General features: G+C 41.6%; 27 protein-coding genes. 21 read left to right on the plus strand and 6 right to left on the minus strand.

All coding sequences use genetic code 11. The features are described from left to right. Nucleotides 1-85 precede the first annotated feature (85 nt). The 13 genes from CVD23_RS17990 to CVD23_RS18050 all read left to right on the plus strand — a co-directional run bounded on the left by CVD23_RS17990 (nt 86) and on the right by CVD23_RS18050 (nt 12,410). A complete protein-coding gene (locus CVD23_RS17990; RefSeq protein ID WP_101666739.1) occupies nt 86-514 on the plus strand; it encodes a cell wall hydrolase in 429 nt (142 codons plus the stop codon). 195 nt (nt 515-709) lie between these two features. After that, the gene (locus tag CVD23_RS17995; protein ID WP_101666740.1) at nt 710-1,636 is read left to right on the plus strand and encodes an MBL fold metallo-hydrolase; all 927 of its coding nucleotides are present in this window, start codon (nt 710-712) and stop codon (nt 1,634-1,636) included. 114 nt (nt 1,637-1,750) lie between these two features. Further along, a complete protein-coding gene (locus CVD23_RS18000) occupies nt 1,751-2,746 on the plus strand; it encodes an NAD(P)H-dependent flavin oxidoreductase (RefSeq protein ID WP_101666741.1) in 996 nt (331 codons plus the stop codon). A gap of 196 nt (nt 2,747-2,942) precedes the next feature. Continuing rightward, the gene (locus tag CVD23_RS18005) at nt 2,943-3,587 is read left to right on the plus strand and encodes an SDR family oxidoreductase (RefSeq protein WP_101666742.1); all 645 of its coding nucleotides are present in this window, start codon (nt 2,943-2,945) and stop codon (nt 3,585-3,587) included. Between the two features lie 134 nt (nt 3,588-3,721). Then, a complete protein-coding gene (locus CVD23_RS18010; protein WP_180955714.1) occupies nt 3,722-4,429 on the plus strand; it encodes a sigma factor-like helix-turn-helix DNA-binding protein in 708 nt (235 codons plus the stop codon). A gap of 26 nt (nt 4,430-4,455) precedes the next feature. Beyond that, the gene (gene clpP, locus CVD23_RS18015) at nt 4,456-5,037 is read left to right on the plus strand and encodes an ATP-dependent Clp endopeptidase proteolytic subunit ClpP (protein ID WP_101666743.1); all 582 of its coding nucleotides are present in this window, start codon (nt 4,456-4,458) and stop codon (nt 5,035-5,037) included. Nucleotides 5,038-5,333: 296 nt separating this feature from the next. After that, nucleotides 5,334-6,152 carry an ammonia-dependent NAD(+) synthetase gene (nadE, locus tag CVD23_RS18020; RefSeq protein ID WP_101666744.1) on the plus strand — a complete coding sequence of 273 codons (819 nt, stop codon included), beginning with the start codon at nt 5,334-5,336 and terminating at the stop codon, nt 6,150-6,152. A gap of 51 nt (nt 6,153-6,203) precedes the next feature. Continuing rightward, the gene (locus CVD23_RS18025; RefSeq protein ID WP_101666745.1) at nt 6,204-6,971 is read left to right on the plus strand and encodes a Cof-type HAD-IIB family hydrolase; all 768 of its coding nucleotides are present in this window, start codon (nt 6,204-6,206) and stop codon (nt 6,969-6,971) included. A gap of 46 nt (nt 6,972-7,017) precedes the next feature. Continuing rightward, nucleotides 7,018-8,013, plus strand: a complete 996-nt coding sequence (locus tag CVD23_RS18030; protein WP_101666746.1) for a zinc-dependent alcohol dehydrogenase family protein — start codon at nt 7,018-7,020, stop codon at nt 8,011-8,013. Between the two features lie 270 nt (nt 8,014-8,283). After that, complete coding sequence (locus CVD23_RS18035) at nt 8,284-9,183, plus strand: HD-GYP domain-containing protein (protein WP_101578535.1); 900 nt, start codon at nt 8,284-8,286, stop codon at nt 9,181-9,183. A 13-nt stretch (nt 9,184-9,196) separates the two neighbouring features. Beyond that, a complete protein-coding gene (locus CVD23_RS18040) occupies nt 9,197-9,517 on the plus strand; it encodes an 8-amino-7-oxononanoate synthase (RefSeq protein ID WP_101666747.1) in 321 nt (106 codons plus the stop codon). 139 nt (nt 9,518-9,656) lie between these two features. Further along, on the plus strand, nt 9,657-10,952 hold the full coding sequence (locus CVD23_RS18045) for a Zn-dependent hydrolase (RefSeq protein WP_101666748.1): 1,296 nt from the start codon (nt 9,657-9,659) through the stop codon (nt 10,950-10,952). Nucleotides 10,953-11,078: 126 nt separating this feature from the next. Beyond that, a complete protein-coding gene (locus CVD23_RS18050; protein ID WP_101666749.1) occupies nt 11,079-12,410 on the plus strand; it encodes a D-serine ammonia-lyase in 1,332 nt (443 codons plus the stop codon). An 85-nt stretch (nt 12,411-12,495) separates the two neighbouring features. Here CVD23_RS18050 and CVD23_RS18055 read toward each other — a convergent pair whose 3' ends face one another. After that, nucleotides 12,496-12,837 (minus strand): cupin domain-containing protein, encoded by a 342-nt coding sequence (locus tag CVD23_RS18055; RefSeq protein WP_101578539.1) that lies wholly within the window; start codon nt 12,835-12,837, stop codon nt 12,496-12,498. A gap of 202 nt (nt 12,838-13,039) precedes the next feature. Here CVD23_RS18055 and CVD23_RS18060 point away from each other — a divergent pair, with 202 nt between their 5' ends. The 3 genes from CVD23_RS18060 (at nt 13,040) to CVD23_RS18070 (ending at nt 15,093) form a co-directional block, all read left to right on the plus strand. Next, nucleotides 13,040-13,489 (plus strand): hypothetical protein, encoded by a 450-nt coding sequence (locus CVD23_RS18060; RefSeq protein ID WP_101578540.1) that lies wholly within the window; start codon nt 13,040-13,042, stop codon nt 13,487-13,489. Nucleotides 13,490-13,622: 133 nt separating this feature from the next. Beyond that, entirely contained in the window at nt 13,623-13,916 is a 294-nt protein-coding gene (locus CVD23_RS18065; protein ID WP_257988589.1) for a putative quinol monooxygenase, read from the plus strand. A gap of 55 nt (nt 13,917-13,971) precedes the next feature. Continuing rightward, nucleotides 13,972-15,093 (plus strand): NADH-dependent flavin oxidoreductase, encoded by a 1,122-nt coding sequence (locus CVD23_RS18070; RefSeq protein WP_101666750.1) that lies wholly within the window; start codon nt 13,972-13,974, stop codon nt 15,091-15,093. 59 nt (nt 15,094-15,152) lie between these two features. Here the strand turns inward: CVD23_RS18070 and CVD23_RS18075 are convergent, their stop codons facing one another. Next, nucleotides 15,153-16,367, minus strand: coding sequence for an MFS transporter (locus CVD23_RS18075; RefSeq protein WP_101578542.1), 1,215 nt, complete (start codon nt 16,365-16,367; stop codon nt 15,153-15,155). Nucleotides 16,368-16,846: 479 nt separating this feature from the next. On the opposite strand from CVD23_RS18075, the gene CVD23_RS18080 reads away from it, so the two are divergent. Beyond that, nucleotides 16,847-18,052 (plus strand): coiled-coil domain-containing protein, encoded by a 1,206-nt coding sequence (locus CVD23_RS18080; protein ID WP_101578543.1) that lies wholly within the window; start codon nt 16,847-16,849, stop codon nt 18,050-18,052. Nucleotides 18,053-18,172: 120 nt separating this feature from the next. On the opposite strand, the gene CVD23_RS18085 is transcribed toward CVD23_RS18080, so the two are convergent. After that, entirely contained in the window at nt 18,173-18,454 is a 282-nt protein-coding gene (locus CVD23_RS18085) for an AbrB/MazE/SpoVT family DNA-binding domain-containing protein (protein WP_101578544.1), read from the minus strand. 788 nt (nt 18,455-19,242) lie between these two features. On the opposite strand from CVD23_RS18085, the gene CVD23_RS18090 reads away from it, so the two are divergent. Then, on the plus strand, nt 19,243-19,812 hold the full coding sequence (locus tag CVD23_RS18090; RefSeq protein ID WP_101578545.1) for a competence protein ComK: 570 nt from the start codon (nt 19,243-19,245) through the stop codon (nt 19,810-19,812). Nucleotides 19,813-19,856: 44 nt separating this feature from the next. On the opposite strand, the gene trhA is transcribed toward CVD23_RS18090, so the two are convergent. Beyond that, entirely contained in the window at nt 19,857-20,504 is a 648-nt protein-coding gene (gene trhA, locus CVD23_RS18095) for a PAQR family membrane homeostasis protein TrhA (protein ID WP_101578546.1), read from the minus strand. A gap of 164 nt (nt 20,505-20,668) precedes the next feature. Between trhA and CVD23_RS18100 the strand changes: the two genes are divergently transcribed. Together CVD23_RS18100 and mnmH are read left to right on the plus strand one after the other, a co-directional pair. Beyond that, on the plus strand, nt 20,669-21,247 hold the full coding sequence (locus CVD23_RS18100) for a DUF1836 domain-containing protein (RefSeq protein WP_101578547.1): 579 nt from the start codon (nt 20,669-20,671) through the stop codon (nt 21,245-21,247). 103 nt (nt 21,248-21,350) lie between these two features. Next, on the plus strand, nt 21,351-22,418 hold the full coding sequence (mnmH, locus tag CVD23_RS18105) for a tRNA 2-selenouridine(34) synthase MnmH (RefSeq protein WP_101579413.1): 1,068 nt from the start codon (nt 21,351-21,353) through the stop codon (nt 22,416-22,418). Nucleotides 22,419-22,614: 196 nt separating this feature from the next. On the opposite strand, the gene CVD23_RS18110 is transcribed toward mnmH, so the two are convergent. Next, nucleotides 22,615-23,643, minus strand: coding sequence for an LLM class flavin-dependent oxidoreductase (locus CVD23_RS18110; protein WP_101579412.1), 1,029 nt, complete (start codon nt 23,641-23,643; stop codon nt 22,615-22,617). A 279-nt stretch (nt 23,644-23,922) separates the two neighbouring features. On the opposite strand from CVD23_RS18110, the gene CVD23_RS18115 reads away from it, so the two are divergent. Further along, nucleotides 23,923-24,513, plus strand: a complete 591-nt coding sequence (locus tag CVD23_RS18115; RefSeq protein WP_101579411.1) for a molybdopterin-dependent oxidoreductase — start codon at nt 23,923-23,925, stop codon at nt 24,511-24,513. A 294-nt stretch (nt 24,514-24,807) separates the two neighbouring features. Here the strand turns inward: CVD23_RS18115 and CVD23_RS18120 are convergent, their stop codons facing one another. Further along, a complete protein-coding gene (locus CVD23_RS18120; RefSeq protein ID WP_101579410.1) occupies nt 24,808-25,737 on the minus strand; it encodes a MerR family transcriptional regulator in 930 nt (309 codons plus the stop codon). Nucleotides 25,738-26,273: the final 536 nt, after the last annotated feature.

Consider the following 26,273-nt stretch of genomic DNA (forward strand, 5'->3'; position numbering starts at 1 on the left):
CTTATAAACCCTCTGATATCAATGTATTTGCTTGATTTATATATTTAATTTTTGACAATACGGAAGAAACATGGGAGGTGAAGATATGGCAGTTGTTAAGGCAAGGGAGTCTGATATTGACCTTTTGGCAAGGCTGCTCAGGGCAGAGGCTGAAGGAGAAGGAGACATTGGTATGCTGCTCGTTGGCAATGTTGGCATAAATCGGATCAGGGCAAATTGCTCCGATTTTAGAGGGTTGCGTACCATACCGCAAATGATCTATCAGCCCCATGCCTTCGAAGCCGTACAGAAGGGTTACTTTTATCAACGGGTACGAGAAAGTGAGAAACAACTGGCCCGCCGCGTTATAAATGGTGAAAGACGCTGGCCAGCAAAATTTAGCTTGTGGTATTTCAGACCTCCGGGCGACTGTCCGCCAACCTGGTATAACCAGCCACACGTTGGCCGTTACAAGCTGCACTGTTTTTACCAGCCAACAGGCGAAGAATGCGAAAATGTGTATAATACTTATTAAATCGAAGTGCTAATGAATTAAGCAAAAGTAGCTTCTTGTCCACTTGCTGATTAATGCTTGTGGACTTTTTTTAATCTCTAAGTGACTGCAGGATGATACCGAATTTTTGCTATCAAAATATTAGTTCATTATAATATCCCCTAGAGAGTGCCAAAAAGCTATAACGTTCTACAATTGGTCAAAAGGGGTTAGATGATGAAACGAACAAGATACAAAAACTATGAGGATGTAGAAAATCTACATTCGTTTTCCGATATGCTGAAATGGTCAAAGGAACGAAGGGGGAAAACGAAGGATTTGACAGTTCAAATTCCCCAGGCTGACCTTAAAGAAGTAGCCAGACTGCGGGAAAACAGGACTGATTTTTCGATTACATGGGTTGGACATTCAACATTTCTAATACAAATGAGCGGACTCAATATATTAACTGATCCGGTTTGGGCAAGCAGAATGGGCTTGCATAAAAGACAGACTGCTCCCGGCATCCAGATTGATCAGCTCCCTGAAATTGATGTGGTCATCATTTCGCACGGCCATTACGATCACCTTGATTTCGGTTCGATCCGAAGACTGAAAGGTTCGCCAGTCTTTTATGTACCGGCCGGATTGAAATCAGCCTTTAGGCGAAGAGGATATAAAAAAGTAGTTGAAGCGAATTGGTGGGACTCTTTTACAGAGGCTCGCCTGCAAATTTCGTTTGTCCCTGCCCAGCATTGGACGAAAAGGTCTTTAACGGATACAAATACATCCCATTGGGGCGGTTGGGTGTTTGAAGGGCTTGAAGCCGGGGCCAGATCTGTTTATTTTGTCGGTGATACCGGTTACTTTAACGGTTTTAAGGAGATTGCTGACAGATTCACGCTGGACATTGTCCTTATGCCGATTGGTGCCTATGAACCGGAATGGTTTATGTCCACTTCTCATATTAATCCTGAAGATGCGATAAAAGCTTTTTTACAATTAAAAGGACAAACATTTATCCCGATGCATTATGGAGCTTACCGCTTGGCGGATGATACAGGACCAGAAGCTTTAGAAAGAATGTATGCAGAATGGGAGCGGCTTGAATTGGATAAAGACCAGTTGAAGGTGCTCGCATTGGGGGAAAGCTCCTGGTTGTAAAAGCGGGTTTTTCCCGCTTTTACAACTTATAAATTGAATGGCTATTCATTCACTTTTGTGATAAAGTAAATCTATGGAATTCTGAATTTTAAAAAAATGCTTGGAGGGTAAGAGATGAATAAAAAAATCCCTGATGAGTGGTGGAGCAATTTAAGGCTTCCTGTTATTTCAGCACCAATGTTTCTTGTCTCAGGGCCTGATTTGGTAAAAAATGCGTGTTTAAGCGGTGTGATTGGTTCTTTCCCGGCACCGAACGCCAGACCGATTGAGGTTCTTGATCAATGGATGGGGCAATTAAATGAGGAACTGGCTGAAGCAAACAAAAAAGAGCCTGAACGGAAGATTGCACCATGGGCAATGAATATGGTCGTTCATAGTTCATACAGCCGTCTTGAGAATGAACTGGAACTGCTTCAAACACATCAGCCAAAGCTGGTCATTACGTCTTTAGGAAGCCCCCGAAAAGTTGTCGAAGTCGTCCACAGTTACGGAGGTCTTGTTTTTTCAGATGTCAGTGATGTTGCATTTGCGAAGAAAGCAGCTGCGGCTGGAGTGGATGGTTTAATTCTTGTTGCTGCTGGTGCGGGCGGCCATGCTGGTGAATTGAACAGCTTTGCCTTCGTCGATATTGTCCGCTCTTTTTGGGATGGAGTGATTATCCTGGCCGGAGCTATTTCAACTGGAAGCGGCTTGCTGGCTGCACAATCTGCTGGTGCAGACCTCGCCTATATAGGCACGCGCTTTATCGTTGCGACAGAAAGCATGGCAAATGACGATTACAGGAAAATGCTCATAGAAGCAACCCAGGAGGATCTTATTTTAACCGACGCCTTTTCAGGAGTAAAAGCTAATATGCTGAAACCGAGCATTGTGAAAGCAGGCCTCGATCCAGCCGAATTAACAAAGAAAGCAGAAGTTGATTTTGATGGGATGCAAAAAGAAACGAACGCAAAGGCGTGGCGTGACATTTGGTCCGCAGGCCAGGGGGTAGGCGCGATTAATAAAATCGAAACAGTGGCAGAAATTGTCGACTCTTTAGAAAAAGAATACTATAGCGCCATCCAGAGAATGAATAATCAAGTCGCGAAACTGACCGGGATCCCTTGTTAATGCTGAGCTGGAGTTGAAAAGTATCTAATAACTACTAAATTTCAAGCCTTTTCTCATAAATAGGAAAAGGTTTTTTATATTTCCAATGAAATTAACGAATCATAAAAAGGCTGTTATGAAACCAATGATTTGCCCTCGTATTTTATTTTTGAAATAATTGATGCAGAAAATGAAATCAAGAAAGGAGTATGGCTAAATGAAAGTACTTGTAGTGGGAGCAAACGGGCAAATTGGCAAGAAGCTTATTGAGCTGTTAAAAGAAAGCAAGGAACATACACCGAGAGCGATGGTCAGAACGGAAGAACAGTCAAATGAATTAAAGCAGCAGGGGATCGAGACAGCAGTCGCCAATCTGGAGGATAGAGTTGATGCTATTGCTGAAGCAGCGAAAGGCTGCGATACGATTGTTTTCACTGCAGGGTCTGGCGGACACACAGGCGCAGACAAAACTCTGCTTATCGATTTGGATGGAGCTGCAAAAACGGTTGAAGCAGCAGAAAAAGCCGGGATAAAAAGGTTTGTATTGGTTAGTGCTCTCCAGTCGCACAACAGGGAAAACTGGAGTGAAGCAATAAAACCATATTATGTTGCCAAACATTACGCTGATAAAATCCTTGAGCAAAGCGAGTTGACCTATACGATTATCCGCCCGGGCGGTCTCATCAATGAAGCCGGAACCGGAAAAGTGTCAGCTGCAGAGAATTTGGAAAGAGGTTCGATTCCCCGTGAAGATGTAGCCCACACCATTTTTGCTGCTCTAGATGAAGAAAACACTTTTTATCGCTCATTTGATCTCGTTTCAGGGGAAATTCCCATCCCAGACGCACTGAAATCATTGTAAAGATAACATTTTTTGCCGTAACTAACAGGCTTGTATCAGCATATGGGATAAAAAATAAATAAAATTTTAGACCCCGTATCTTTCTCCCGTTCGAAATCGTTTAAAAGACAGAAAGGTGCTGAAGGAGTGAAATGATGGATAACAGGCTCGGCAAAAATGAACAACTGGAAACTCCGCGCCCAGAACAGGCAGAAAATATCTTGGTTACGTTATATCCCGGTTTGCAAAAATATTGCCGGTTTCTGGCCCAAAATAAATGGGATGGAGACGACATTGCGCAGGCAACCATACTGAAGGCGATTCAGCATTACCAGCACAAGCCGGTAATCAGCGCTGCTTTACTGAACAAAATGGCTTACAATCTTTGGATTGATACGGTTCGAAAACGAAAAAAAGAAATGATTGATGCAAGTCCTGAATTGTCCATCAGGGAACTACACAGCGGGCTAATGGAAACGACGGAGTTATTAATGCAGCAATTTACACCGAAGCAAGCGATCATTTTTACATTAAAGGAAGCCTTTCAATATCAGGTTAAGGAGATTGCGGACATTTTGAGTGTAAGCGAAATGGCTGTCAAAAGCTCACTTTTCCGGGCAAAACAACGTTTGACTAACGACAAGTTTTACGAGGTTGCAACCTTTTGGGAGGACGGGGAGCAAAAACAGATCTCCGAGCTTATTTACGAGTCTTTGCATGAACAGGATCCAGCTGTTCTGATTAGAGCAATTCCATCTATTCGTTCATTAGTGAATGAAGCGCCGGTCCAAATGCGGGCTCGAAAAAGAAAAATCGCAAAACAGGCCCATTCTCCTTTCAGCACCTTCTGCATGGCAGCATAGCCATTTATATGACAGGAGGAATACGGTTGACGGCAATTCCATATGTAATTGAACAATCAAATCGCGGCGAACGTTCCTATGATATTTATTCACGGCTTTTGAAGGACCGGATCATTATGGTGGGCGACGAAATTAATGACCAGATGGCAAATTCGATCATCGCCCAATTATTGTTTTTGGCTGCAGATGCACCGGATAAGGATATTTCGCTCTATATTAACAGTCCGGGCGGCTCAACCTCGGCAGGATTTGCGATATTCGATACGATGCAATACATCAAGCCCGATATCAGGACGATCTGTACCGGAATGGCGGCTTCATTCGGAGCAATGCTTCTTCTCGCCGGCACGAAGGGGAAGCGCTATGCTTTGCCAAATAGTGAGGTGATGATCCATCAGCCTCTCGGCGGTGCGCGAGGCCAGGCTACTGAAATCGAGATATCGGCCCGGCGCATATTGAAGCTGAGAGAGCATATTAACAACATCATCGCAGAACGGACCGGGCAGCCGATCGAAAAGGTTGCAAAAGACACGGACAGAGATTACTTTATGAGTGCCGAAGAGTCGAAGGAATACGGGATTATCGATGAAATTCTATTCCCGGCTTAAGATCGTCCAGCAGCGGAAAGAGCAGTCTATTCCGCTGCTTTTTTTTGCATTTATACCTTTAAAAACAGGGTAAATTCAATACCTTTCTTTTCGGATTACATTCATATAGACAGAATGCTAAAATAAGAACAACCGAATGGCCTCATTTCTAAAAAATTATCTAATATGTTTAAGATTACTCATCCAAGGCAAAGTAGAAGGGAATCAAGGGTTTCTGCGAAACAGCGATCATAGAATTACATAATATTCTGTTATTCAGTTTTAAATTTTTTGCGAAATGGAGAGGTGTTAAACTGATGAGTCTGCAAAAACAAATCATTGAGGATTTACACGTTAAACCAGAAATAAACCCAAAAGAAGAGATCAGGGAAAGAATCGATTTTTTAAAGGATTATTTAACAAAGTCGAAGGCTAAAGGGTTTGTATTAGGGATTAGTGGAGGTCAGGATTCTACGCTGGCTGGCCGGCTTGCCCAGTTGGCTGTTGAAGAATTACGAAATGAGGGCTATAATGCCCGGTTTATCGCCATTCGCCTGCCGTATGGCGTGCAGTTTGATGAAAATGATGCCCAGGTCGCATTGGATTTCATTAAAGCTGATCAGGAGTTTACGTATAACATTAAGGAAGCGGTCGATGTGGCAGAAGACGAGTACACCAACGCTGTAAAAGAGTCACTGAGCGATTTTCAAAAAGGAAATATAAAAGCAAGAATGAGAATGATCGCGCAATATGCGGCAGCGGGTGAAAAAGGGTTTCTTGTCATTGGTACGGATCATGCGGCAGAGGCTATAACCGGATTTTTTACAAAGTATGGGGACGGGGGTGCGGATATCCTGCCTTTATCAGGTTTAACGAAACGCCAGGGTAAAGCTTTATTAAAAGAGCTGGGAGCTCCCGAACGCCTTTATTTAAAAGTACCGACAGCAGATCTGCTCGATAACGTCCCCGGACAGGCTGATGAGACGGAACTTGGGATCTCATACGCGGTGATTGATGATTATCTTGAGGGAAAACCAGTTTCAGCCGAAGCTGCTGAGAAGATCGAGAATCGTTATATGGTCTCAGAACACAAACGCAGACTTCCGGCCACAAAGTTTGATTCATGGTGGAAATAATTTTGAGATGGTATGCTAATTTTATACTGAACAGATGAAAGGAAGACTCAAATGACAGAACAGCAGGCTGAACACGATATTAAACTGATCGCCCTTGATATGGATGGAACATTATTGAATGATCAGCTAGAAATATCGATGGCAAACAGACAGGCGATTGAGGAGGCGCAACAACAGGGCATCCATGTTGTGCTCAGTACCGGACGTTCCCGGATGACGTGCCGGGAATATGCCGAATCGCTTAAACTTTCTTCTTATTTAGTCACCGTGAATGGAAGTGAAATATGGAACGAAAAAGGAGAACTGATTGAGAGAAACCGGGTCGAGCATGACCTCGTTCAATGGATGTGGGGGCTGACACAAACTCATAAAGCAAATTTTTGGGCAATCAGCAGCGATAGCGTCTGGAACAATGAAATGCCTGACGATATCAAAGCACTTGAATGGCTGAAATTTGGCTTTGATATTGAGGACGACCAAATCAGGGAAATCATCTTAAACGAATTGGAAACAAAAGGTATGTTTGAAGTGACCAATTCAAGCCCGACAAATATTGAAGTCAATCCGCTTGGCATCAATAAAGCGCTGGGAATCAAAAGTGTCTGCGACAGGCTCGACATAACAATGAAAGAGGTCATGGCCGTCGGTGACAGTTTGAATGATATTGCAATGATCAAAGAGGCAGGATTGGGGATCGCAATGGGGAATGCCCAGCCTATAGTGAAAGAAACAGCCGATTGGATCACAGCGACAAATAATGAAGACGGTGTAGCAAAAGCAATCCGAAAATGGGCAATAAGAGATAAGGTCCAAGGCTAAACGAAAATCACAGGTTTACATATATAGATCCCTGGAGGAGATTCGAATGAAAGCTCAAGTTATTCACTCATTTGGTGCACCATCAGCATTTCAATTAGAAGAACTACAAAAGCCCGAAGTGGTGCCAGGCCATGTTCTTATTCATGTGAAGGCAACAAGCGTGAATCCGATCGACACGAAGGTTCGCAGCGGGGCAGTTCCAGCCGCTGCTCCTGAATTCCCGGCCGTCTTACACGGAGATGTAGCTGGTGTGGTTGCTGAAGTTGGGGACGGGGTAACGAAATTCAAGGCCGGCGATGAAGTGTACGGCTGCGCTGGCGGTTTTAAAGGACTTGGTGGAGCGCTGGCAGAATTCATGCTTGCAGATGTCCGCTTGCTCGCCCATAAGCCAAAAAATATAACAATGGAAGAAGCAGCGGCGATTCCGCTTGTTGCAATCACAGCATGGGAAGCACTGTTTAACAAAGGAAAAATCTCAGCAGGGCAGGATATTCTTATCCATGCTGCAGCCGGCGGTGTCGGACATGTAGCGATCCAACTCGCAAAATGGGCGGGTGCCAATGTTTTTACAACGGTTTCGACAATAGAGAAAGAAGAAATCGCCCAGAAGCTTGGAGCCGATACGGTCATCAATTACCGTCAGCAATCTGTTAAAGATTATGTTCAAAAATATACAAACGGAAAAGGATTTGACGTCGTCTTTGACACGGTCGGAGGCGAAAATTTGGATAGATCGTTTGAAGCAGCTGCCCCTCATGGTACCGTACTGGCGATCGCAGCCCGTTCAACGCACGACCTTTCTCCATTGCACTCAAAAGCCCTTTCTTTGCATGTTGTATTTATGTTATTGAAGATATTGGATGAAGATCACCGACATGAACACGGTGAAATTTTAAACAAGATAACTGCGATAATCGAAGAAGGAAAGCTGCGTCCTTTGTTGGATGAAACTTCTTTTTCTTTTGATGAAGCTGCCAAAGCCCATCAATATTTGGAATCAGGCAAAGCGACTGGAAAAATTGTATTGAAAAATACATGGTAATTTGGGAGAAAGGAAAGGCTGCCATTTGGTAGTCTTTTTTTCTCTTGTTTATAGTTGAAAATCCGCAAAAAAACATCAAAAAAAGTAAAATCTATAAATATAAGAATATATACCTATAAAAATTTGTGGAATTATGGAAAATTATGTACTAGAATGAGATTAAAGCTATTTTTTATGTCAAATTGTATAATCCCTAATGCAAACTCAAGGTGCTTTTCAGTACAGAGTATCTTAGCATATACATAGTCACGGCAGAAAGAGGGTTTTTGAGTGGGCATAATAAATGAAAAAAGTTTCATTGAAACGGTCCACATGAAAGGGCTGCAAATTTCCTTAATTGCTTCCGGTGATGGGACTGAAGTGATTTATCATAAGCTGGAAAACGGTACAAGATGGGGGCTTGAGCCTGCAGAGCAGTGGGAAGCATTGGAATACATATATGTACTCTCCGGCGAACTTCATTTGCTGGATCCGGAGGAAGAAACGTTTTTAAAACCGGGGGATTCCTTTTTTAAGAATCCTGTTGCAGTAACTTATTTCTTTCAGGCTAACGGTCCAACCGAATTTTTATATATTACTTCCCAGCCTATATACCACCTTTACAGTAAGGCTACGAAAGAACTGTTAGAGCTGGCTGTCTCGATTGAAGAAAAAGATGGCTATACGGTTGGGCATTGTGAACGTATTAAAAAATTATCAATGCTGGTAGGAGAAACAATCGGCTTAAAAACAAACCAGTTAAAATGCTTAAACATTGCCGCTTTTTTACATGATGTTGGAAAATTAAGGATACCACTCGACATCTTGCAGAAACCCGGGAAGTTAACTCCAGAAGAATGGAATATTATGAAAGAGCATTCTTTACATGGCAGAAAAATACTTGAGGAAATTGGCTTGCCTTTTTTAAAGGAGGCCGGAAAAATTGTCGAACAGCATCATGAAAGATACGATGGCAGCGGCTACCCGCATGGTTTAAAAGGGGATGAAATCTCGATTGAAGCAGCAATCATTGCGGTTGTCGATTCTTATGATGCGATGACTACCGAGAGAGTGTATCAAAAAGCAAGAACAAAAGAGGCAGCACTAAACGAGCTCTATCAAAACCGGGGAACTTTGTACAATCCGTACATTGTTGATACATTCCTAGAGTTACAAAAAGATGAATTTTAAAGGAGAGAAAATAATGAAAAGGTTGGGTTTTATGCTAATGGCTTTATTGGTTGGCGTTTTCATCGCGGTTCAGCCTGCAGAAGCTGCTTATTTATCCGAACATGATAAGTATGTTGAAGTATCGAATGAAGAGGCAAGGCAGCTTGCAGATCTACTTGGCTTGAAAGATATTCCGCTCGGGGAAGAGACAGCAAAACTTTCTTTTCAATATCAAGAAGAACTAATAGCGAAAATTGAGACACAATTCAACATCGAAATTGATCATTATTATATTTGGCTGACTGTTAATGGAGAACCGGTTTTAGGCATCGATCCTCCGTTTGCAATGTATTAAATAATTATTTGGCTGACTCTCTTGAGTCAGCCCTTTATATTTTCTTTCAATATAATCTATATTTATAATTTTCTATATATCTATTAGTTTTGTAAAATAAGAAGGGAATAAATTAACTTGTTGAAAGCTGGTGCTATCTATGGGAAAAGTCTTTTCAAAGCAGCGATTGCTTGCAGAATTAAACAACTGTTCTTTCTATCCAGGGATTGATCCTGAAGAGTTGGCTGGAAAATTATCAATTTTAGCCGGGATCGGCACAACTGTGGAGGGCGGCATTACACGCTTTCCTTATACTGACGAAGAAAAAAGTGCAAAAGAAATTTTTAAAAGCTGGATGGAGGAAATAGGTCTTATTGTAAGAGAAGATTCGCTTGGGAATATATTCGGCGTTCTTGAAGGAGAAGACCCTTCTTTGCCCATTGTGTTAACGGGCTCACATTTGGATAGCGTGCCAAATGGCGGAGCGTTTGACGGACCGCTCGGCTGCTTAAGCAGCCTGCTTGCCATGAAAGCAATCACGGAAACAGGAACGAAGCCAAAGAGATCGATTGAGCTCGTTGTGTTTGTCGATGAAGAAGGGGCGCGATTTGGAAACGGACTTTTTGGCAGCAGGGTGATGATGGGGGAAGTAACCGCTTCCGATTTGAAAAATTTCAAGGATGATCAAGGTAATCTCCTTTACGATGAAATGAAAAAAGCTGGTTTCAATCCTGACGGGCTTGCCAGTTGTTATCGTAAGCATGAAGATATATTTGCATTTCTTGAACTTCATATTGAGCAGGGGAAACGGCTGGAGTCGGAAAACAAACAAATCGGCGTTGTACACGGAATAGCCGGGCCATCGTGGGGCTCGATCATTTTTTATGGCGAAACAGACCATGCCGGCAACACACCGATGGAATATCGGAAAGACACGGTGGCAGCTGCGGCAGAGTTTATTCTGGAAGTCGAAAAATCGCCAAGGATGTTCAGCCAAACTGCCGTTGCCACAGTCGGGAAAATAACTGTTTTTCCAAACGGATCAAATGTCATTTCCGGCAGAACAGAGCTTTCTGTTGATGTAAGGGATATTGATGAACAGGCAAGGGACAATTTGCTTGCACATCTTGAAGCAAAGGCGGACGAAATTGCAAAAAAGAGGGGACTTTCATTCGAAGTTGAAGAAGGGATTAAAATCCCACCTGTGATCGTTCCCGAGCATATACAGCAAACGATTAGGACTGCATCGGAAAATAACGGCTTATCCGTTCTTACCGTTATAAGTGGTGCCGGGCATGATGCCATGTCGCTTGGAAGATATGTGCCATCTGGAATGATTTTTGTACCGAGCCATAATGGAAAAAGTCATTCCCCTGAAGAATGGACCTCACTCCCTGATTGTGTGAATGGTGTTCAGGTATTAAAGGAATCGATCCTGTCTCTGGCGAATCAATAAAAAAACAAATCAACTTTCTTAGTCAACTGGGGAAGGGGTTTTTCCCCATCCTCTTTTTTTGTAAATTTAAAATGCAGATACAAAAAAAGTGAGCCAATAGGTGTGGGAAGATAAGGAGACGGTATAATGCGAGCTGGATTGATTGGCGGGAAAACAATTGAAGAATGGACAAATCGTGTTCCGATCCTTAAAAAGCTCATAGATGAGCGAGAAGCGTTTTGGTTGAATCCAGATTATGGTGAGAACTGGAATGTTTCCGTGACAGAGAAAGAATTGATGGAAGCTTCATCAAGGCTGAAACGGTTTGCCCCGTATATAGCCAAGGTTTTCCCCGAAACAAGAGTAACAGCGGGAGTGATTGAATCACCGCTTTTGATGATATCCAGAATGAAACGGTTGCTGGAGGACAGGTTTCAGCAAAAGATAAGCGGTGAAGTTTGGCTTAAGTGTGACAACGAACTTCCCATCTCAGGATCGATTAAAGCGCGAGGCGGAATATACGAGGTTTTAAAGCACGCGGAAAGTCTCGCATTGCAGAACGGTATGCTTCGTATGGAAGACGATTATACGGTTATCAACAGCGACAAATTTAAAAAATTCTTTTCCAACTATTCTATATCGGTCGGTTCTACCGGCAATCTTGGTTTAAGCATCGGAATCATCGCTGCTAAGCTGGGATTCAAAGTGACCGTTCATATGTCCGCCAACGCAAAAGCCTGGAAAAAAGATTTGCTCAAGAAACTGGGTGTCGGAGTCATTGAATATAACTCGGATTATTCACAGGCGGTTGCTGAGGGCAGAAAGCAAGCTGAACAAGACCCGTTTTGTCATTTTATCGATGATGAGAACTCAAGGGATCTTTTTCTTGGTTATGCTGTGGCAGCCTTGCGCCTGCAAACACAGCTAATGGCACTCGGTAAAATGATCGGGAAAGATCAACCCCTTTTTGTCTACCTTCCTTGCGGTGTTGGTGGGGGGCCGGGTGGTATCACTTTCGGTTTAAAGAGTTTATACAAGGAAAATGTTCATTGCTTCTTCGCAGAACCCGTCCAATCTCCATGCATGCTGGCGGCAATGGCTACAGGGTTACATGAAAACGTATCCGTACAGCAATTCGGTCTCGATAATGAAACAGCAGCCGACGGCTTGGCCGTTGGGAGAGCATCTGGTTTTGTAAGTCGGAATATGAAAAGCTTGTTGAGCGGTATTTTCACCATCAATGATGAAACACTGCTCCAATTAATGAAGGATTTCTGGCAAGCTGAGAAAATCTTTATCGAGGCTTCTGCGGCGGCGGGAGCACTCGGGCCCATTTCACTTTTCCGCACTGGCCTTGGACTGCAGTACATAGAAGAGCACCAATTGCATGAAAACATGAAAAACGCCGTTCATGTTATTTGGGCAACCGGGGGTGGCATGGTCCCTGAAAGGATAAAAGCGGAATACTTGAGCGGGTAACAGCAATCAGTTGCTTAAAGAAAGGCAGCATCTTATAACAGGTGCTGCCTTTCAAATATATTACAAGTGACTAAGGGTAAACATCTTAAATATCCTGTACAAACCTTTCATCAGGAATTTTATTCAACATCACGTATAAGCAGGTTGGATCAGCTCCTGTATGTTGAAACGATAACTCCTCAGCTCCATCGGCCAGAATAACATCCTTCTCGGTTACTTCTGTCTTGACGCCATCAATGGTGATAACCCCGTTTCCCTGCAGTACCATTAAATAAACTTCAGCGCCTGGATGCTTGTGGGGCGGAAGATATTGGCCTGCCATAAAATTAAGCAAGAAAACGGTACTTTCTCCCTTGTTAAAAATGACACGCTTCGTAAAATGATTTTCATTAAATTCTTGTAAAAGGGCAGCAGATTTCTTTTCCATAATGATTTCTCCTTCATTTGTTTTCGTTTTCTCCTTAATGATAATGAATATCAATGGATAAAGTGATGATGTATATCACTTAAAGAAGATCATTTAAATTTTATTTTGATAAAGGTATGTTCCCAAAAAAACTAATACGCTCGAAAATATTTGCATAAGTATAAATATTATTGCTGGAAAACTTCAGGAGAGGGAGGATGCTATGAATTTTTGGCTTGAAGCTGGAATCGTAATCACGCAGCTGGTTGCTGTTTTTTTAAGCGCATTTTTGGGCGTGAAATCTGCGGTTTCTATTGAAAATTTTAAAAAGGATCGTCAAATAAAAGAAAAAATGCTGGAGCAAATTTATGAACCAATATGGAAGATCTTTTTTGAGGAATATATAAAAAGTAAAGGGTATAAAGGAATAACCAAGGATGATTATAAGCTGCTCAGAGAAGTAGTTGACACTAACCTGTCCTATATCGATCCTGAATTCGAGGATATGATTATCCGCAATGACCTCATTTTGGAAAGTATTGAATTATGGGGTATCAACGATGTATTGATAGACCATGACGGAGAATTATACAACTATGTAAGAACGAAGTATAACGAGCTGCGAGAAGATTTAAAGCTGCCCCACTTCAATGGGTATCGAATATTAAAATGATCTAATCTAGTTGAAGCAGGAAAATTGTATTTCAAGATAAGATTATTTATGATGAAATCGAGCGGGGACGATGAAAGATTTGGACAGGGACAGCAAATACTATTATATGGCTATACAGCGAGGAGGAATACAGGTGATTGTGATTCATGCATTTATTACGATCGATGCAGCAAAGCGTGAAAAATTTCTTGAGCTTAGTAAGCTAATCATCAAGAATTCCCAGGCGGAAGAAGGGAACATTAGCTACCAGCTGTATGAAGAGGCAGATCAGCCGAATTCATTTGTGATGCTGGAAGAGTGGAAAGATCTTGCTGCGATCCAGTTCCATGGGGAAACGGACCACTTTAAAAATTTTATGGATGAAACAAGCGAGATGCTGGTTGAACCGCTGCGCGCTGAAAGGTATGAAATAGCGAGAAAGCTTTAAGGCGTTGTATCCTCTTATTAACTGATTATCATCAAAGACAGACATGGAGGTTAAAATGAATAAAAAATACGCACCATTATTCGAAAATTTCACTTTAAAACCGGAAGTACAATTGAAAAACAGACTTGTGATGGCACCGATGACAAATTTCTCATCCAATCCAGACGGAAGGGTAAGCGATGCGGAACTTGCCTATTATGCCCGCCGTGCAAAAGATGTAAGCATGGTGATCACCGCTTGTACATATGTTACAGAAAATGGAAAGGGATTTCATGGAGAATTCGGTGCGGACCGCGACGATTTAATACCGAGCCTGCACAGTCTTGCCTCTACGATTAAAGAACAAGGCGCAAAAGCGATATTGCAAATTTTTCACGGTGGCCGAGAATGTCCGCCGGAACTCGTTCCGAATGGCGATATCGTTAGTGCAAGTGCGGTCCCGTCAGAACGGGCAGGGGTGAAAACTCCGCGCGCATTGCGCGAGGGAGATGTTGAGTCACTGATCCGCGACTTTGGCGAAGCAACAAGGCGGGCCATTGAAGCAGGCTACGATGGTGTCGAAATTCATGGAGCAAACGGATATATCATCCAGCAGTTCTTTTCCCCACATTCCAATCGCCGGGAAGACCGCTGGGGCGGAAGTCTTGAAAATCGTCTCAACTTCCCTCTCGCGGTAGTTGATGAAGTTCAGAAAACGGTAGCTAAATATGCGGACAAGCCATTCATAGTAGGGTATCGCTTTTCGCCTGAGGAGCCGGAAACACCTGGAATCACGATGGCAGATACATTGTTCTTAATCGACAACTTAGCTCAGAAAAATCTGGATTATCTACATGTTTCACTGCAGGATTTCAGGTCAACTCCAAAACGCGGTGTCGAGGATAGCCGTACCCGTCTGGAGATTATACAGGAACGTGTAGGTCATCTCGTCCCGGTAATCGGAGTAGGTTCTATCTATACTGTAGAAGACGCTTTTGAGGCTCTTGAAAGCGGAGTGCCGTTAATTGCATTGGGCCGTGGTTTGATTATCGAACCGGATTGGGTTGAAAAGGTTGCAAGCGGCAGGGAAGATGACATCGAAACAAAGATTGATAAAGATGCACAGGATCGCCTTGTTATACCGGATCCTCTCTGGCAGGCGATTATCAATACACCAGGCTGGTTTCCAGGAGTGTAATTTGTGAAAAAAGCACTTCTCTATTCCCATTTCAGGGATCAAGAGAAGTGCTTTTAAATTTATCCGGAGTGATTTACAGGTTCTGGATGGCGGTGCAACGCAGCTGAAAGGACAAATCCACAGATTAGCAGCAAGGTGCTTGTGATGAAAAATACTGCCGAAAAACCGAAATAACCGGAGACCATCCCGCCCATTACAGGGCCGACAACATTACCTAAAAACCTCAAGCTTGTATTGTAACCAAGAACTTCCCCTTGCATGGCGATCGGAGCTTCCTGGCGGATATAGGCAACCCTGACCGGAATGATTCCGCCGATCGAAATACCAAGTATGAAGCGGATGATCACAAGCTGCCAAAAATCAGTCACTAAGCCGCCTGGAAAATAAATAATCCCCGCGATAAACAGAAGCACGACTAAAATTTTGATATATCCGATCCTGTCCGCCAGTTCTCCCCATTTCCGCGCCATTAATAAATTGCCGAGCCCCGCCGCAGAAAAGGCAATTCCGGAATAGAAGGCCAAATTCGCATCTCCGTGCAATTCGCTGACATATAAGGATAAAATCGGCTGAATACTGAAATGGGCTATTTGTACAAGCATTGAGATAAGCAGGACGGTAAGGAGTACAGGATTCGCCAAAATATGCGTGACGACTTCTTTACTGGTATAGCTCGTTTTTGTACCCGAAGTTGATTCGATCATGAATTCCTTTGTCGCAATCACAAGGAATGCTGAAATAAAAATGGACAGGGAAGTCCACTGAAAAGTTGTAGCATACCCCAATGAATCCGCCATCAGTCCGCCAAGCAGCGGTCCAATGAGAGAGCCGGTAATGCTGCCTGTTTGCAACGTTCCAAGAACCCGCCCCGCAATATTTTTCGCTGTTTGCGTTGAAATAAATGCCTGGGACATCGAAATAAAGCCCGCAAATACCCCCATAAATAATCTTAGTATAAATAGCTGCCATACTGTATTAACAGCCCCCATTAGATAAATCGAGATTGCCATTCCGAAAGCACAAAAAATAAGAATCTTCTTACGGCCGATTTTATCACCGACCCGCCCCCAAATTGGAGAAAAGACAAAGGCGATTACAAACGTAATTCCAAATGTAAGGCCGGACCAATTTTGCACATACTGATCGGAATATTCACCTAAGGTTTCTATATATAGCGATATAAAGGGCAATACCATCGTCATACTGCCGGAAATGAATACATTAGCAAACCACATGATCACTAAGTTCCGTTTCGCTATATCTTGTTGATTCATGTAAAGTACACTTCTTTCCTAAAACATTTCGTTTTCCTAAATATTATAATACCGAAATTTTTTGAAAAATTGAAGCTTTAAGTGCAAGTTTCACTTTTTCGCCATTTATTTTCTTCATAGCCGCAATCATTAATCGCCTCGGCTAGTAGAAAAGAACGAGTTTAAGATTTTGATAGAAAAAGACGTTTAGTGTTACTTTTGAAATATAAATGTAATATTCTCATAACATATTTGACAAAATATGATGATATACTACTATTTGTAGCAAATGAAGGTTTAATTTAGATTATTTTCCAGATAAATGTCATAGGTACATATAACGATGCACGCTTCTTTGAAACACATACTTTTTACCGGAAAACAAATATGCCAAACCGGCTAAAAACAACGGTAATTTTTATCGATGCTTGGAAACATCTCCATGGATAGTTAGAGAGGCTTTTAATGGTTTGGATTAAGGGAAAGCAGGGGACGAAAAGATGAAAAAGAGGCTATTGGTTTTAAACACGACAGTAATGATTGGCTTAGGAAGTACATTTGCGATACCGAATGCAAATGCAGAATCAATTAACAGCTTGCAAAACCAACGAACAGAAATTAAAGCGAGCATATCGCAGGCGGAGCAAGCTTTAGCAGCGGCACAGGTGGAGATAGCCAATTTAAATGAACAAATTAAGCGAATCGACCAGGCTATCGAGGATAATAATCACATGATTGTGAAAACAGAAGCGGATATTATTGCTGCACAAGCGGAAATTCAAAAGCTGGAAGAAGAGATAGCCATTTTGCAGGAGCGCATCGCCAAGCGTAACGAAGTATTAAAAGACCGTGCTCTTTCCTTCCAGGAAAGCGGTGGGAATGTTGGCTATATAGAAGTTTTACTTGGTTCCTCAAGCTTTAGTGATTTTGTTGATCGCGTTGATGCTGTATCGAAGATAGTTGAAGCAGACCAGACACTTCTGGAACAGCATGATCTTGATAAAAAAGATCTTGAAACAAAACAGGGCACAGTACAAACGAAACTGACCGATCTTAACAACCAGAAAATCGAGCTTGAAGGAATGAAAGCACAAATCCTCGAGCAAAAACAAGAAAACGATCGTCTTAAAGCAGAAGTAGAACAGAAGGAAAAGGACAATGCTGCAACACTTGCTGATCTCCAATCACAAGACAGTCAGATCGCTTCAAGGATAACCGCCATTCAGCAGGCCATTGAGCAAGAACAGCGTGCGGCCGCAGCAGCTGTCCAAAAAAATGCTGTTGCTGCCAGCTTTCCCGCCAGTGAACGGAAAGCAAGCGGAAGCATCAATGATGTCATTACAGCAGGCTACAAATATATCGGCAATTCTGCTTATCGTTTTGGGGGCGGAAGAAACGCATCAGATATTGCAAATGGATACTTTGACTGTTCAGGTTTTGTTCACTGGGCGTTCGCTCAGGCTGGTATAAGGGTCGGAGCCAGCACAGATCAACTTAAAAACGCAGGAACTCAAATTCCAACAAGCCAAATGCAACCGGGAGATCTGGTATTCTTTAATACATATAAAACAGATGGGCATGTAGGCATTTACATTGGCGGCGGCAAGTTCATCGGCTCTCAAGACAGCACGGGTGTAGCAATTGCCGATATGTCTAGCGGCTATTGGCAAGGACACTTCAACGGACGTGTCGTCCGCGTTCAATAATGTAACGAACAAGAGGCTTAGCGTAAAGTCATCCAACTTTATGCTAAGCCTCTTTTATTATGTAGTAGCGGCAACATGTAATCATTTATCTCCGAAATTTGTTAGTATGCGAAGCAGCTGTTATTCGATATTAAGCATTTCCTTTAAATCGTTTAATAGCTGTTCTGCTGCAGCCGGACTTAAAACGATCTTTCCATCTGCAAGTCTAAAATTCTGGTCTGATACTTCACCTGTGATAAGACAAGCTTTATATGGGCTATATTTCTTCAGAACAATTTTTTCATTGTCCACAAAGATCTCGAGCGGATCTCTTTCCTGGATTTCAAAAGTATTGCGTAATTCTTTTGGAATCACTATCCTTCCAAGTTCGTCTACTTTTCGTACAATGCCGGTTGACTTCATTCTTATCAAGCTCCTTTGTTTACATTTTTAGGAATCTTTCCTGTGTGTCAAGCATAGCGCTTTTCAATAAATCTATCAACATATAATTACCATTTTATAGAACAAAAGTACTCTTTTAGGACAAAAGGTGAACAACATACAAACTAGGCTAATATAACTAATCGTGTTTGGAAAAACAAATATGAATACTTTCTGAATATTTAATTTTAAGATTAAAATTAAAAAAAAATTGGAATGCTTGCAGCTTAAAATTTGGAAACCCGTTGTAAAAAAAGTAAATATCATTTACATCAAATTTTAACCAGATTATTGCAAACAAAGGATTGAAAAAGATATTAGAAATAAAGAAGCGGATTTTACATTGCTCATTCGTTGCTGTAGGGAATAAGTGCAATTTGTAAACGACATTGAAATATTATACTGCTATAGGACAAAGGCGGTCAATGTAAGGAAAACTAGAAAACCGCTGTCAGCAGGATACTAAATAAATTTGTTATATAAATAACGAAAAAGTATTTTACAACAACGAAAGATTTTATTTATAATAGATTTTGAGGTGGTAATTAATTGGAAATGTAAATATAGTAACAGAATCTTGTCTTTTGTGTTTGAACGGGCAATCTTAGTGCTTATTACTAGCATGAATACTTACTAAACTTCTCTGTTTACTTTCTTTTTACTCAGAATTCGCATTAGTATCAAGCTCAGTTGGAGTATATAAACTCAGCTGCTAATGATCTTTACTGTTTTGCTGAGCGATTAATTAAGGAAGGAGAGCATCAGAATCAATGGACATAGTAAGGAAATATTTAGTGAACCGCAATACTTCTGCCGTTTTACCGGACTACGACCGCCAAGGGAGGCTTTGGTCCCAGGTTATCGAAGGGAAAAAGAATTTTCTTGTTAAAGTCCCGCCGCGAAAATTATTGAACGAGTGTTTAGAATACTATGGTGATAGTATGATAGGGGCAGTAAGAGGTACACGAGCGATTCTCGGAAATATCAGAATGGCGCCGATTAAGATTCACGCTGATGTAGAGCTTTACTGGTTTCCGACACTGTCTCCCCGAAAAAACAGTTGTATCTGGCTTACTCCTGCACACATTATTGACTTTATCTACATCAGCGAAAATCGTACGGAAGTGGTTTTAACAGAAGGAAACACGGTGACGATCGATATGACAATACGGCGGCTAATAAAGAAAAGGCAAGTGACTTATACACTGAAAAGCCAGGTCGAAGAAAGAAAAAATCGAAATGGTTTTTACTCGATTGAACAAGGTGATGGGATTCAGCTCATAAAGGATCCGAAAGGTGTAAACTATATACGCCGCGGGAAAAAAATAATAAAAAATTAAGAGCAGCAAGCTTTCACTGCTGCTCTTTGAATATCATGAAAGGCCTAAATAACAAACATATACACGCACAAGAAATGGGCGAGGCTGCCAAGCAGGATGAATATGTGGAAGATTTCGTGAAAGCCCATATATTTAAATTCTAAAAATTTTGGTTTGATCGCATAAATAACCCCGCCAATTGTATAAAGAATTCCCCCAAACAATAAAAGAAACAGACCAGTTGCGTTTAACGCGGAAGAGAGCGGGGCAGCAGCAACAACGATGATCCAGCCCATCGCGATATACAATGCAGTTGATAACCATCTCGGACAATTAAACCAAATCATTTTAAAAGCAATTCCGCATATCGCGATAACAGACACAATGGAAAACATAATCCAACCAGTTATTCCATTTAAACTAATCAAGCAAAAAGGAGTATATGATCCGGCAATCAAAACAAAAATCATTGAATGATCGAAACGTCTTAACAGTGCGATTACTTTATCCTTGGCAATGACCATGTGATATGTCGCTGAAGCAGAATACAGAAGGATCAGACTAATTCCGAAAATCATTACGGCAGCTATTGCAAGTATAGAACCGCTGGATAGTGAAGCTTTGATAACCATTGCAAGCAATGCGGCAAATGACAGAATAGCTCCGCCTAAATGGGTAAGCCCATTAATCGGTTCGCGAATATGAGACAACATTTAAATACTCCCCCAATTCAAATATGTAGTTTTCGATACTACATATAATAATATACATATCACAATAGATAGTCAAGATTTACGTGAGAGGATAAATAAGCTAAAATACATAAGAAGCTTTACAGCGTTCAGTATACTAAAAAAAATAAAACAGAGGTTTTATAATGGACAATCTAAATCGTCTGATTGAAAAAATCAGTCTGGAAAATCAAATAGGCCTGGAGGATATTCCATCAATAGACTTATACATGGACCAGGTGATTCAACTATTTGAAAATAAATTCGCCGGATCTAAAAGGAATGAAAACGAGAAAGTTTTAACCAAGACAATGATAAACAACTATGCTAAAGGAAAGTTGTTTATCCCGATTAAGAATAAAAAATATTCTAAACAACACCTCATTTTAATTAGCTTGATTTATCAATTAAAAGGTGGTTTATCCATCAATGATATTAAAGCAACTCTTGATGGTATTAACGAAAAAATCATCGATGGAGACATTGATTTAGAGCGCTTCTATAACAGCTATCTCTCCCTTTCCCGCCGAAATATTGAAAGCTTCAAAGAGGATTTAAAACACCGGGCTTCAGAAACAATGGAAGAAGTAGCAAAGCTGGAAGACAAGCAGCCTGCACAGTTAGAGAAAATCTTATTGGTCGCTTCACTAGTGAATATAAGCCAATTATATCGAAGGGCAGCAGAAAAACTTGTTGATGAAATTATCGCTGAACGAGAAAGCTGAACTTTCTAAGCAGAGCCATCGCTGTATCGAACATTTTTAGTTGCGGTTTGTTCATGATAAAATAGATAGAAACGGTAAAACAGCAATAAATGGAGGCATTACTTTGAAGGAAGTTACGTACGAACAATTTTCACATATGAAAAATGGAATACTAGTGGATGTGCGCTCCCCGCTAGAATTTGCAGAAGGTTCTGTTCCAGGTGCAGTGAATATTCCTTTGTTTACGAATACGGAAAGACAGGAAGTTGGAACGCTTTATAAGCAGGCCGGCGCCAATGCAGCCAAATGGCGGGCCATGGAAATCGTTTCCCCAAAGCTTCCAGCGATTCTTAAAGAAATCAGACAGCTATCGGAGCAAAAACTTCAGCCAGTTGTTTATTGTTGGCGGGGAGGAATGCGCAGCGGTTCTGTCGCGACATTTCTGCAATTCGCTGGAATGCCGGCCACGCGCCTGATCGGAGGTTATAAAGCTTACCGTCAATATATTCTCGACAGGATGCCCGAACTTATTCCCCCGAAAGCGGTTGTTCTGCATGGAATGACAGGCTCTGGCAAAACAGAAATCCTAAAGCTTCTTGAAAGCAGAGGTTATCCAGTTCTCGACTTAGAAGAGATTGCTGACCACCGTGGTTCAGTATTTGGGCAGGTAGGTACGGGAACAGGCCATAACCAGAAAACATTTGACAGCCTTCTGTTTGCAGGCTTGGAAAAGCTGAAAGACTCACCTTATTTTATTATGGAAGCAGAGAGCAAGCGAATCGGGCGCGCGCTTCAGCCTGAAATGCTGCTGGATAAAAAAATTAACGGTATCCACATCCATATTGATACCTCAAATTCAGCCAGGATCGACAGGATTTACAAGGAATATGTTATTCCTTTTCAGGACGAGCATTGGTTTCACGAAAAAGTAGTGGAAGGGCTAATGAAAATCGAGAAGCGCTTGAAAAACCGCGAAGTTAACCGCTTGCTTCATGAAAACGCCGAGCACAAAGATTATCAAGAAATCATTCGGCTTCTCCTTGATTATTATTATGATTCGCGCTATCAGTTTAAACGGACCGATTATATCGGCGAATTTTTTCATGTCCCAGGCGATGATGTTGACAAAGCTGCAGAAAAAATTGCAGAAAAACTAGAATTGCTAAATGGCAATTTTTCGATCTCGAGTTAATAAATTCAAAAGCTTCCTGGCAGCTTAGCTTATTATTTTTCGGTACAAGCAGTCCCTGGCTTAGAACTTGAATATTGTTTTTTATCATCGTGACAGAAGTAAAGGAAAATTTTTATACTTTCAAAAAAGGAGCTGGACCATTAATAACGGTCTAGCTCCTTTTAAAATTATTACGATGTGTTTTCAACAACTATAGTTATTTTTTAAATACTTCAGACACTATTTCGAAAGAACGCAAGCGGTCCTGATGGTCAAAGATTTGCGCATTGATCATCATTTCATCTGCACCGGTTTTGTTTAGGAATGCTTCCAGCTTTTCTTTAATGGTATCCGGGTTGCCAATGATCGAAGAGCCGAGCTGCTGCTCAAGTGCAGCTTCTTCATAATCGCTCCACAGGTCATCCATATTATCAACCGGAGGCTGAAGCGGGACCGGGTTGTTACGGATTAAATTAAGGAATTGTTGCTGCATCGAAGTCGCCAGGCGCCGCGCTTTTTCTTCGTTATCTGCTGCAATCACATTTACTCCAACCATTGCGTATGGTTCCTCAAGCACATCCGACGGGCGGAAGCTGCTCCTGTATAAATCCAGTGCTGGTACTGTATGGGCCGGGGAAAAATGGCTTGCAAATGCAAATGGTAAACCGAGCTGGCCGGCAAGCTGTGCACTAAAGCCGCTTGATCCAAGCAGCCAAATCGGTATGTTCAGTCCTTCTCCGGGAACCGCTCTAACATGCATTTTTCCAGATGCCATTGATGGGTCAAAGTATGTCCTAAGCTCTTCCAACTGTTCAGGAAAATCATGGCCGTCACTTCTCCGTTCTCTTCTTAAGGCCTGTGCTGTAAGCTGGTCTGTTCCCGGTGCACGCCCTAAACCAAGATCAATCCTTCCCGGGAACAATGATTCAAGTGTTCCAAATTGCTCAGCGATGATGAGTGGAGCATGGTTCGGAAGCATGATTCCGCCTGAGCCGACACGAATCGTTGAAGTACCAGCCGCAACATGGCCAATAACAACAGATGTTGCGGAGCTGGCGATGCCGGGCATATTATGGTGTTCCGCCAGCCAATACCGGGTATAGCCCCATTTTTCCGCATGGCGGGCAAGATCAAGTGTATTGCGGAGCGATTCAGAAGCCGTACTGTCTTTGACAATCGGTGCCAGGTCAAGCACGGAAAAACGAATGTCGCTCAATTGTTTTTTATCTTTTGAAGTGTTTTGCATTTTTTCATCTTCTTTCTTCAAGCTTGAGTATTTCTGTTTCCTATTAGCATTCGGTTCTAAAACCTATCTACATTTTATCAATTTGTCCTCCCGGCACAAAATAATACGTTCTGGATTTGGAGCAACCGACCGTTAATATAAATTTTAGACAAAACAAAACACCACATTATGTTGGTCCGTTCAATTTCTTGAATTTCAGCTTCAATATCGTTATCATTTTAAAAAAGAAACGCTGGAAAGCCAGACAGTATATTGCGGAATTGAAAGGAATGAGTAACTATGGGAAAAATTCTTCCCCCCGGCCAGTTTGAAACGGAAAATTGGCCGATTCTCCATCAGGGAGATGTTTATCAATTTGATGAGCAAACATGGGATTTCAGGATGTTTGGAGAAGTGAAAAAGGATATTTCACTTTCATATGCTGAGATTATGCAGCTGCCGAAAACAATCTCAACGGTCGACATGCATTGCGTGACGACATGGTCGAAATTCGGGACCAGCTTTGAGGGCATTGCATTACATGAGCTGCTAAAATTGGTACAAGTAAACAGAGATGCGCGCTTTGTAAAAATATACGGATATTACAACGGTGACCGGTTTGGCTATTCCGCCAATATGCCGCTCGAAGCCCTGTTAGGGGACGACGCCTTATTTGTTTATCGCTGGAAGGATGAAAATCATGAATGGCAGGATATTTCACCAAAGCATGGCTATCCGTTAAGGTTTATCCCGCCGGCATCGTTTTATTTATGGAAGGGATCTAAATGGGCTTCAGGCATTCGATTCATGAAAGACGATGAAGCGGGATTTTGGGAAGAGCTCGGTTACTCGATGACAGCCAATCCATATAAGGAAGAACGCTATCGCTGACATCCATACATAAAGATATGTAAGATAAAACAGACGTGGAGTTCAATTGCTCCACGTCTGATTAATACACCCTATAGTCTGAAAGAGATCGAATTGCGGCTCGGCACAACATTATTTCTATGTGAGTGAATTTCATAAAAGCATTCTTTAACTGAAAAACGAACGGTTATTTATAATTAAGACAGTATTATTCGTTTCCTACGGCATACTCCTGTTAATTTAGACAATTTCATTCGTTTTTCGGTTTTGCTTGTTACATTGTGAAATTTACTCATGTAAATACATTTCTTTAGGTCATCGCTTTTCCCAAAAACGCCACCATTTTTTAGGGTTGCTCTGCTCTGCCACAGCCGCTTTGCGAAAACTGACTACCAGTTCCTGAAACACTTCTTCTCTTTTCTTAATTTCTGCACGGTATTGTTGGCGTTCTTGATTAATTGTTTCGATGTAATATTCACGGTCCTCATTTAATGTGTCAACTAGTGTTGAGATTTCATGGTTTGTTACTTCCGTTGCATTTGAAATGTAATGTACTAAGGTTTTGAATTCCTCCGATGAAGCCTCGGATGCTTCGGTTAACCGTCTTGATAGACTTAAAATTTGTTCGGAAGTGTCATTTGAATATGTTTCAATAGACATTGAAGTTTCGTCGGCAGCTTTGTTTATCCTGGTGGCGAGCTCGTCAATATCTTCTTTCGTTTTTTCAGCCGATTTATAGATCGAGTCGGATAATGCCTTAACGGTATGCAGTGACGCTTTTGAAACCTCTTTTTTAACATCATCCAACACTTCTTTACGAATCCCGTTACGAATCTCATTTTTTACTTCGATTAACAGATTATCTTTGTATGTTTCAAGTGTATTAAAGAACTCGGTAAAATCAGGTGTTTCTCCATGTTGATACTCTATTCTATCCACTTCAACGGTTTCAGTATCTGTGGTGATATCGATCAGTTCAGTACTGTACTCGGCGTCCAGCTGTTGAATATGCCTCTCGAGAAGACCGCGGATCAGCTCATTGCCCAAGTTCTGCTCTTGCATTTGCTTAACAGTGATCAAGAGGTCTATTTCGTATTCTGTGAAATATCTTGCTCCTTGTTTTGTTCGCGGGATAACAAGCAATCCGTCCAGATCTTTTTCCCACTGCCTGATCGTTCGCGAAGGAATTTGAATTTGTTCAGACACTTCTTTTATCGTATATGTTCTTATATCTTGACTTTCCATTTTGCCAGCCCTTTCTTTCAGAAAATAAATTTTGAGTATACGTGCTCGGTGCGAAAAATTAATTATAACTATATTCCCTATCGGCCTATCTCATTTCCTGCCAGACGACAAAAGCTATCAAAACAAGACGGAATTCATCAGAACCAGCAAAATTTATAATGAGGAACGATTAAATTTTCAACTTGGAAAGGCAGGATTGGACAACATATTTTGGTGAAGGGGTCTGCGGCGAATTTGGTGATGATTTATTGTTTACGATATAATAAATTGGTAGGAGGCGGTCGGAATGCAGGCCTGGAAACAAGAGCTTGTAAATACAAATCCCTGTACATCTTTGGAAAAAGCAATCACTATCCGTTTCTAGAACAACGAGACTTTTTCAATTTTGTAGTCAGAGAGTTTGTCACCGGTATGTATAACTAAAAATTTTTTCGAATATGAGAAGATCTAAAATAGCGGTCTTTATAAAGAAAACTTTACCATTTAAAAATACGCTTGTTTGCCCCATAATATAGACCATATAGAAAAAGGGGGGG

Origin of the sequence: Bacillus sp. V33-4 (assembly GCF_002860225.1) — a bacterium.
Lineage (GTDB): Bacteria > Bacillota > Bacilli > Bacillales > Cytobacillaceae > Bacillus_BJ > Bacillus_BJ canaveralius.

Bases quoted from the DNA above. Each gene is read 5' to 3' on its own strand.
- CVD23_RS18120 (WP_101579410.1), bottom strand. From the start codon at position 25,737: ATGGAAAGTCAAGATATAAGAACATATACGATAAAAGAAGTGTCTGAA.
- CVD23_RS18070 (WP_101666750.1), top strand. From the start codon at position 13,972: ATGAATAAAAAATACGCACCATTATTCGAAAATTTCACTTTAAAACCG.
- CVD23_RS18115 (WP_101579411.1), top strand. From the start codon at position 23,923: ATGGGAAAAATTCTTCCCCCCGGCCAGTTTGAAACGGAAAATTGGCCG.
- CVD23_RS18110 (WP_101579412.1), bottom strand. From the start codon at position 23,643: ATGCAAAACACTTCAAAAGATAAAAAACAATTGAGCGACATTCGTTTT.
- CVD23_RS18010 (WP_180955714.1), top strand. From the start codon at position 3,722: ATGGATAACAGGCTCGGCAAAAATGAACAACTGGAAACTCCGCGCCCA.
- CVD23_RS18040 (WP_101666747.1), top strand. From the start codon at position 9,197: ATGAAAAGGTTGGGTTTTATGCTAATGGCTTTATTGGTTGGCGTTTTC.
- nadE (WP_101666744.1), top strand. From the start codon at position 5,334: ATGAGTCTGCAAAAACAAATCATTGAGGATTTACACGTTAAACCAGAA.
- CVD23_RS18075 (WP_101578542.1), bottom strand. From the start codon at position 16,367: ATGAATCAACAAGATATAGCGAAACGGAACTTAGTGATCATGTGGTTT.
- CVD23_RS18060 (WP_101578540.1), top strand. From the start codon at position 13,040: ATGAATTTTTGGCTTGAAGCTGGAATCGTAATCACGCAGCTGGTTGCT.
- CVD23_RS17995 (WP_101666740.1), top strand. From the start codon at position 710: ATGAAACGAACAAGATACAAAAACTATGAGGATGTAGAAAATCTACAT.
- CVD23_RS18050 (WP_101666749.1), top strand. From the start codon at position 11,079: ATGCGAGCTGGATTGATTGGCGGGAAAACAATTGAAGAATGGACAAAT.
- CVD23_RS18085 (WP_101578544.1), bottom strand. From the start codon at position 18,454: ATGAAGTCAACCGGCATTGTACGAAAAGTAGACGAACTTGGAAGGATA.
- CVD23_RS18030 (WP_101666746.1), top strand. From the start codon at position 7,018: ATGAAAGCTCAAGTTATTCACTCATTTGGTGCACCATCAGCATTTCAA.
- CVD23_RS18000 (WP_101666741.1), top strand. From the start codon at position 1,751: ATGAATAAAAAAATCCCTGATGAGTGGTGGAGCAATTTAAGGCTTCCT.
- CVD23_RS18100 (WP_101578547.1), top strand. From the start codon at position 20,669: ATGGACAATCTAAATCGTCTGATTGAAAAAATCAGTCTGGAAAATCAA.
- CVD23_RS18025 (WP_101666745.1), top strand. From the start codon at position 6,204: ATGACAGAACAGCAGGCTGAACACGATATTAAACTGATCGCCCTTGAT.
- CVD23_RS18090 (WP_101578545.1), top strand. From the start codon at position 19,243: ATGGACATAGTAAGGAAATATTTAGTGAACCGCAATACTTCTGCCGTT.
- CVD23_RS18055 (WP_101578539.1), bottom strand. From the start codon at position 12,837: ATGGAAAAGAAATCTGCTGCCCTTTTACAAGAATTTAATGAAAATCAT.
- CVD23_RS18005 (WP_101666742.1), top strand. From the start codon at position 2,943: ATGAAAGTACTTGTAGTGGGAGCAAACGGGCAAATTGGCAAGAAGCTT.
- CVD23_RS18045 (WP_101666748.1), top strand. From the start codon at position 9,657: ATGGGAAAAGTCTTTTCAAAGCAGCGATTGCTTGCAGAATTAAACAAC.
- CVD23_RS18080 (WP_101578543.1), top strand. From the start codon at position 16,847: ATGAAAAAGAGGCTATTGGTTTTAAACACGACAGTAATGATTGGCTTA.
- trhA (WP_101578546.1), bottom strand. From the start codon at position 20,504: ATGTTGTCTCATATTCGCGAACCGATTAATGGGCTTACCCATTTAGGC.
- CVD23_RS17990 (WP_101666739.1), top strand. From the start codon at position 86: ATGGCAGTTGTTAAGGCAAGGGAGTCTGATATTGACCTTTTGGCAAGG.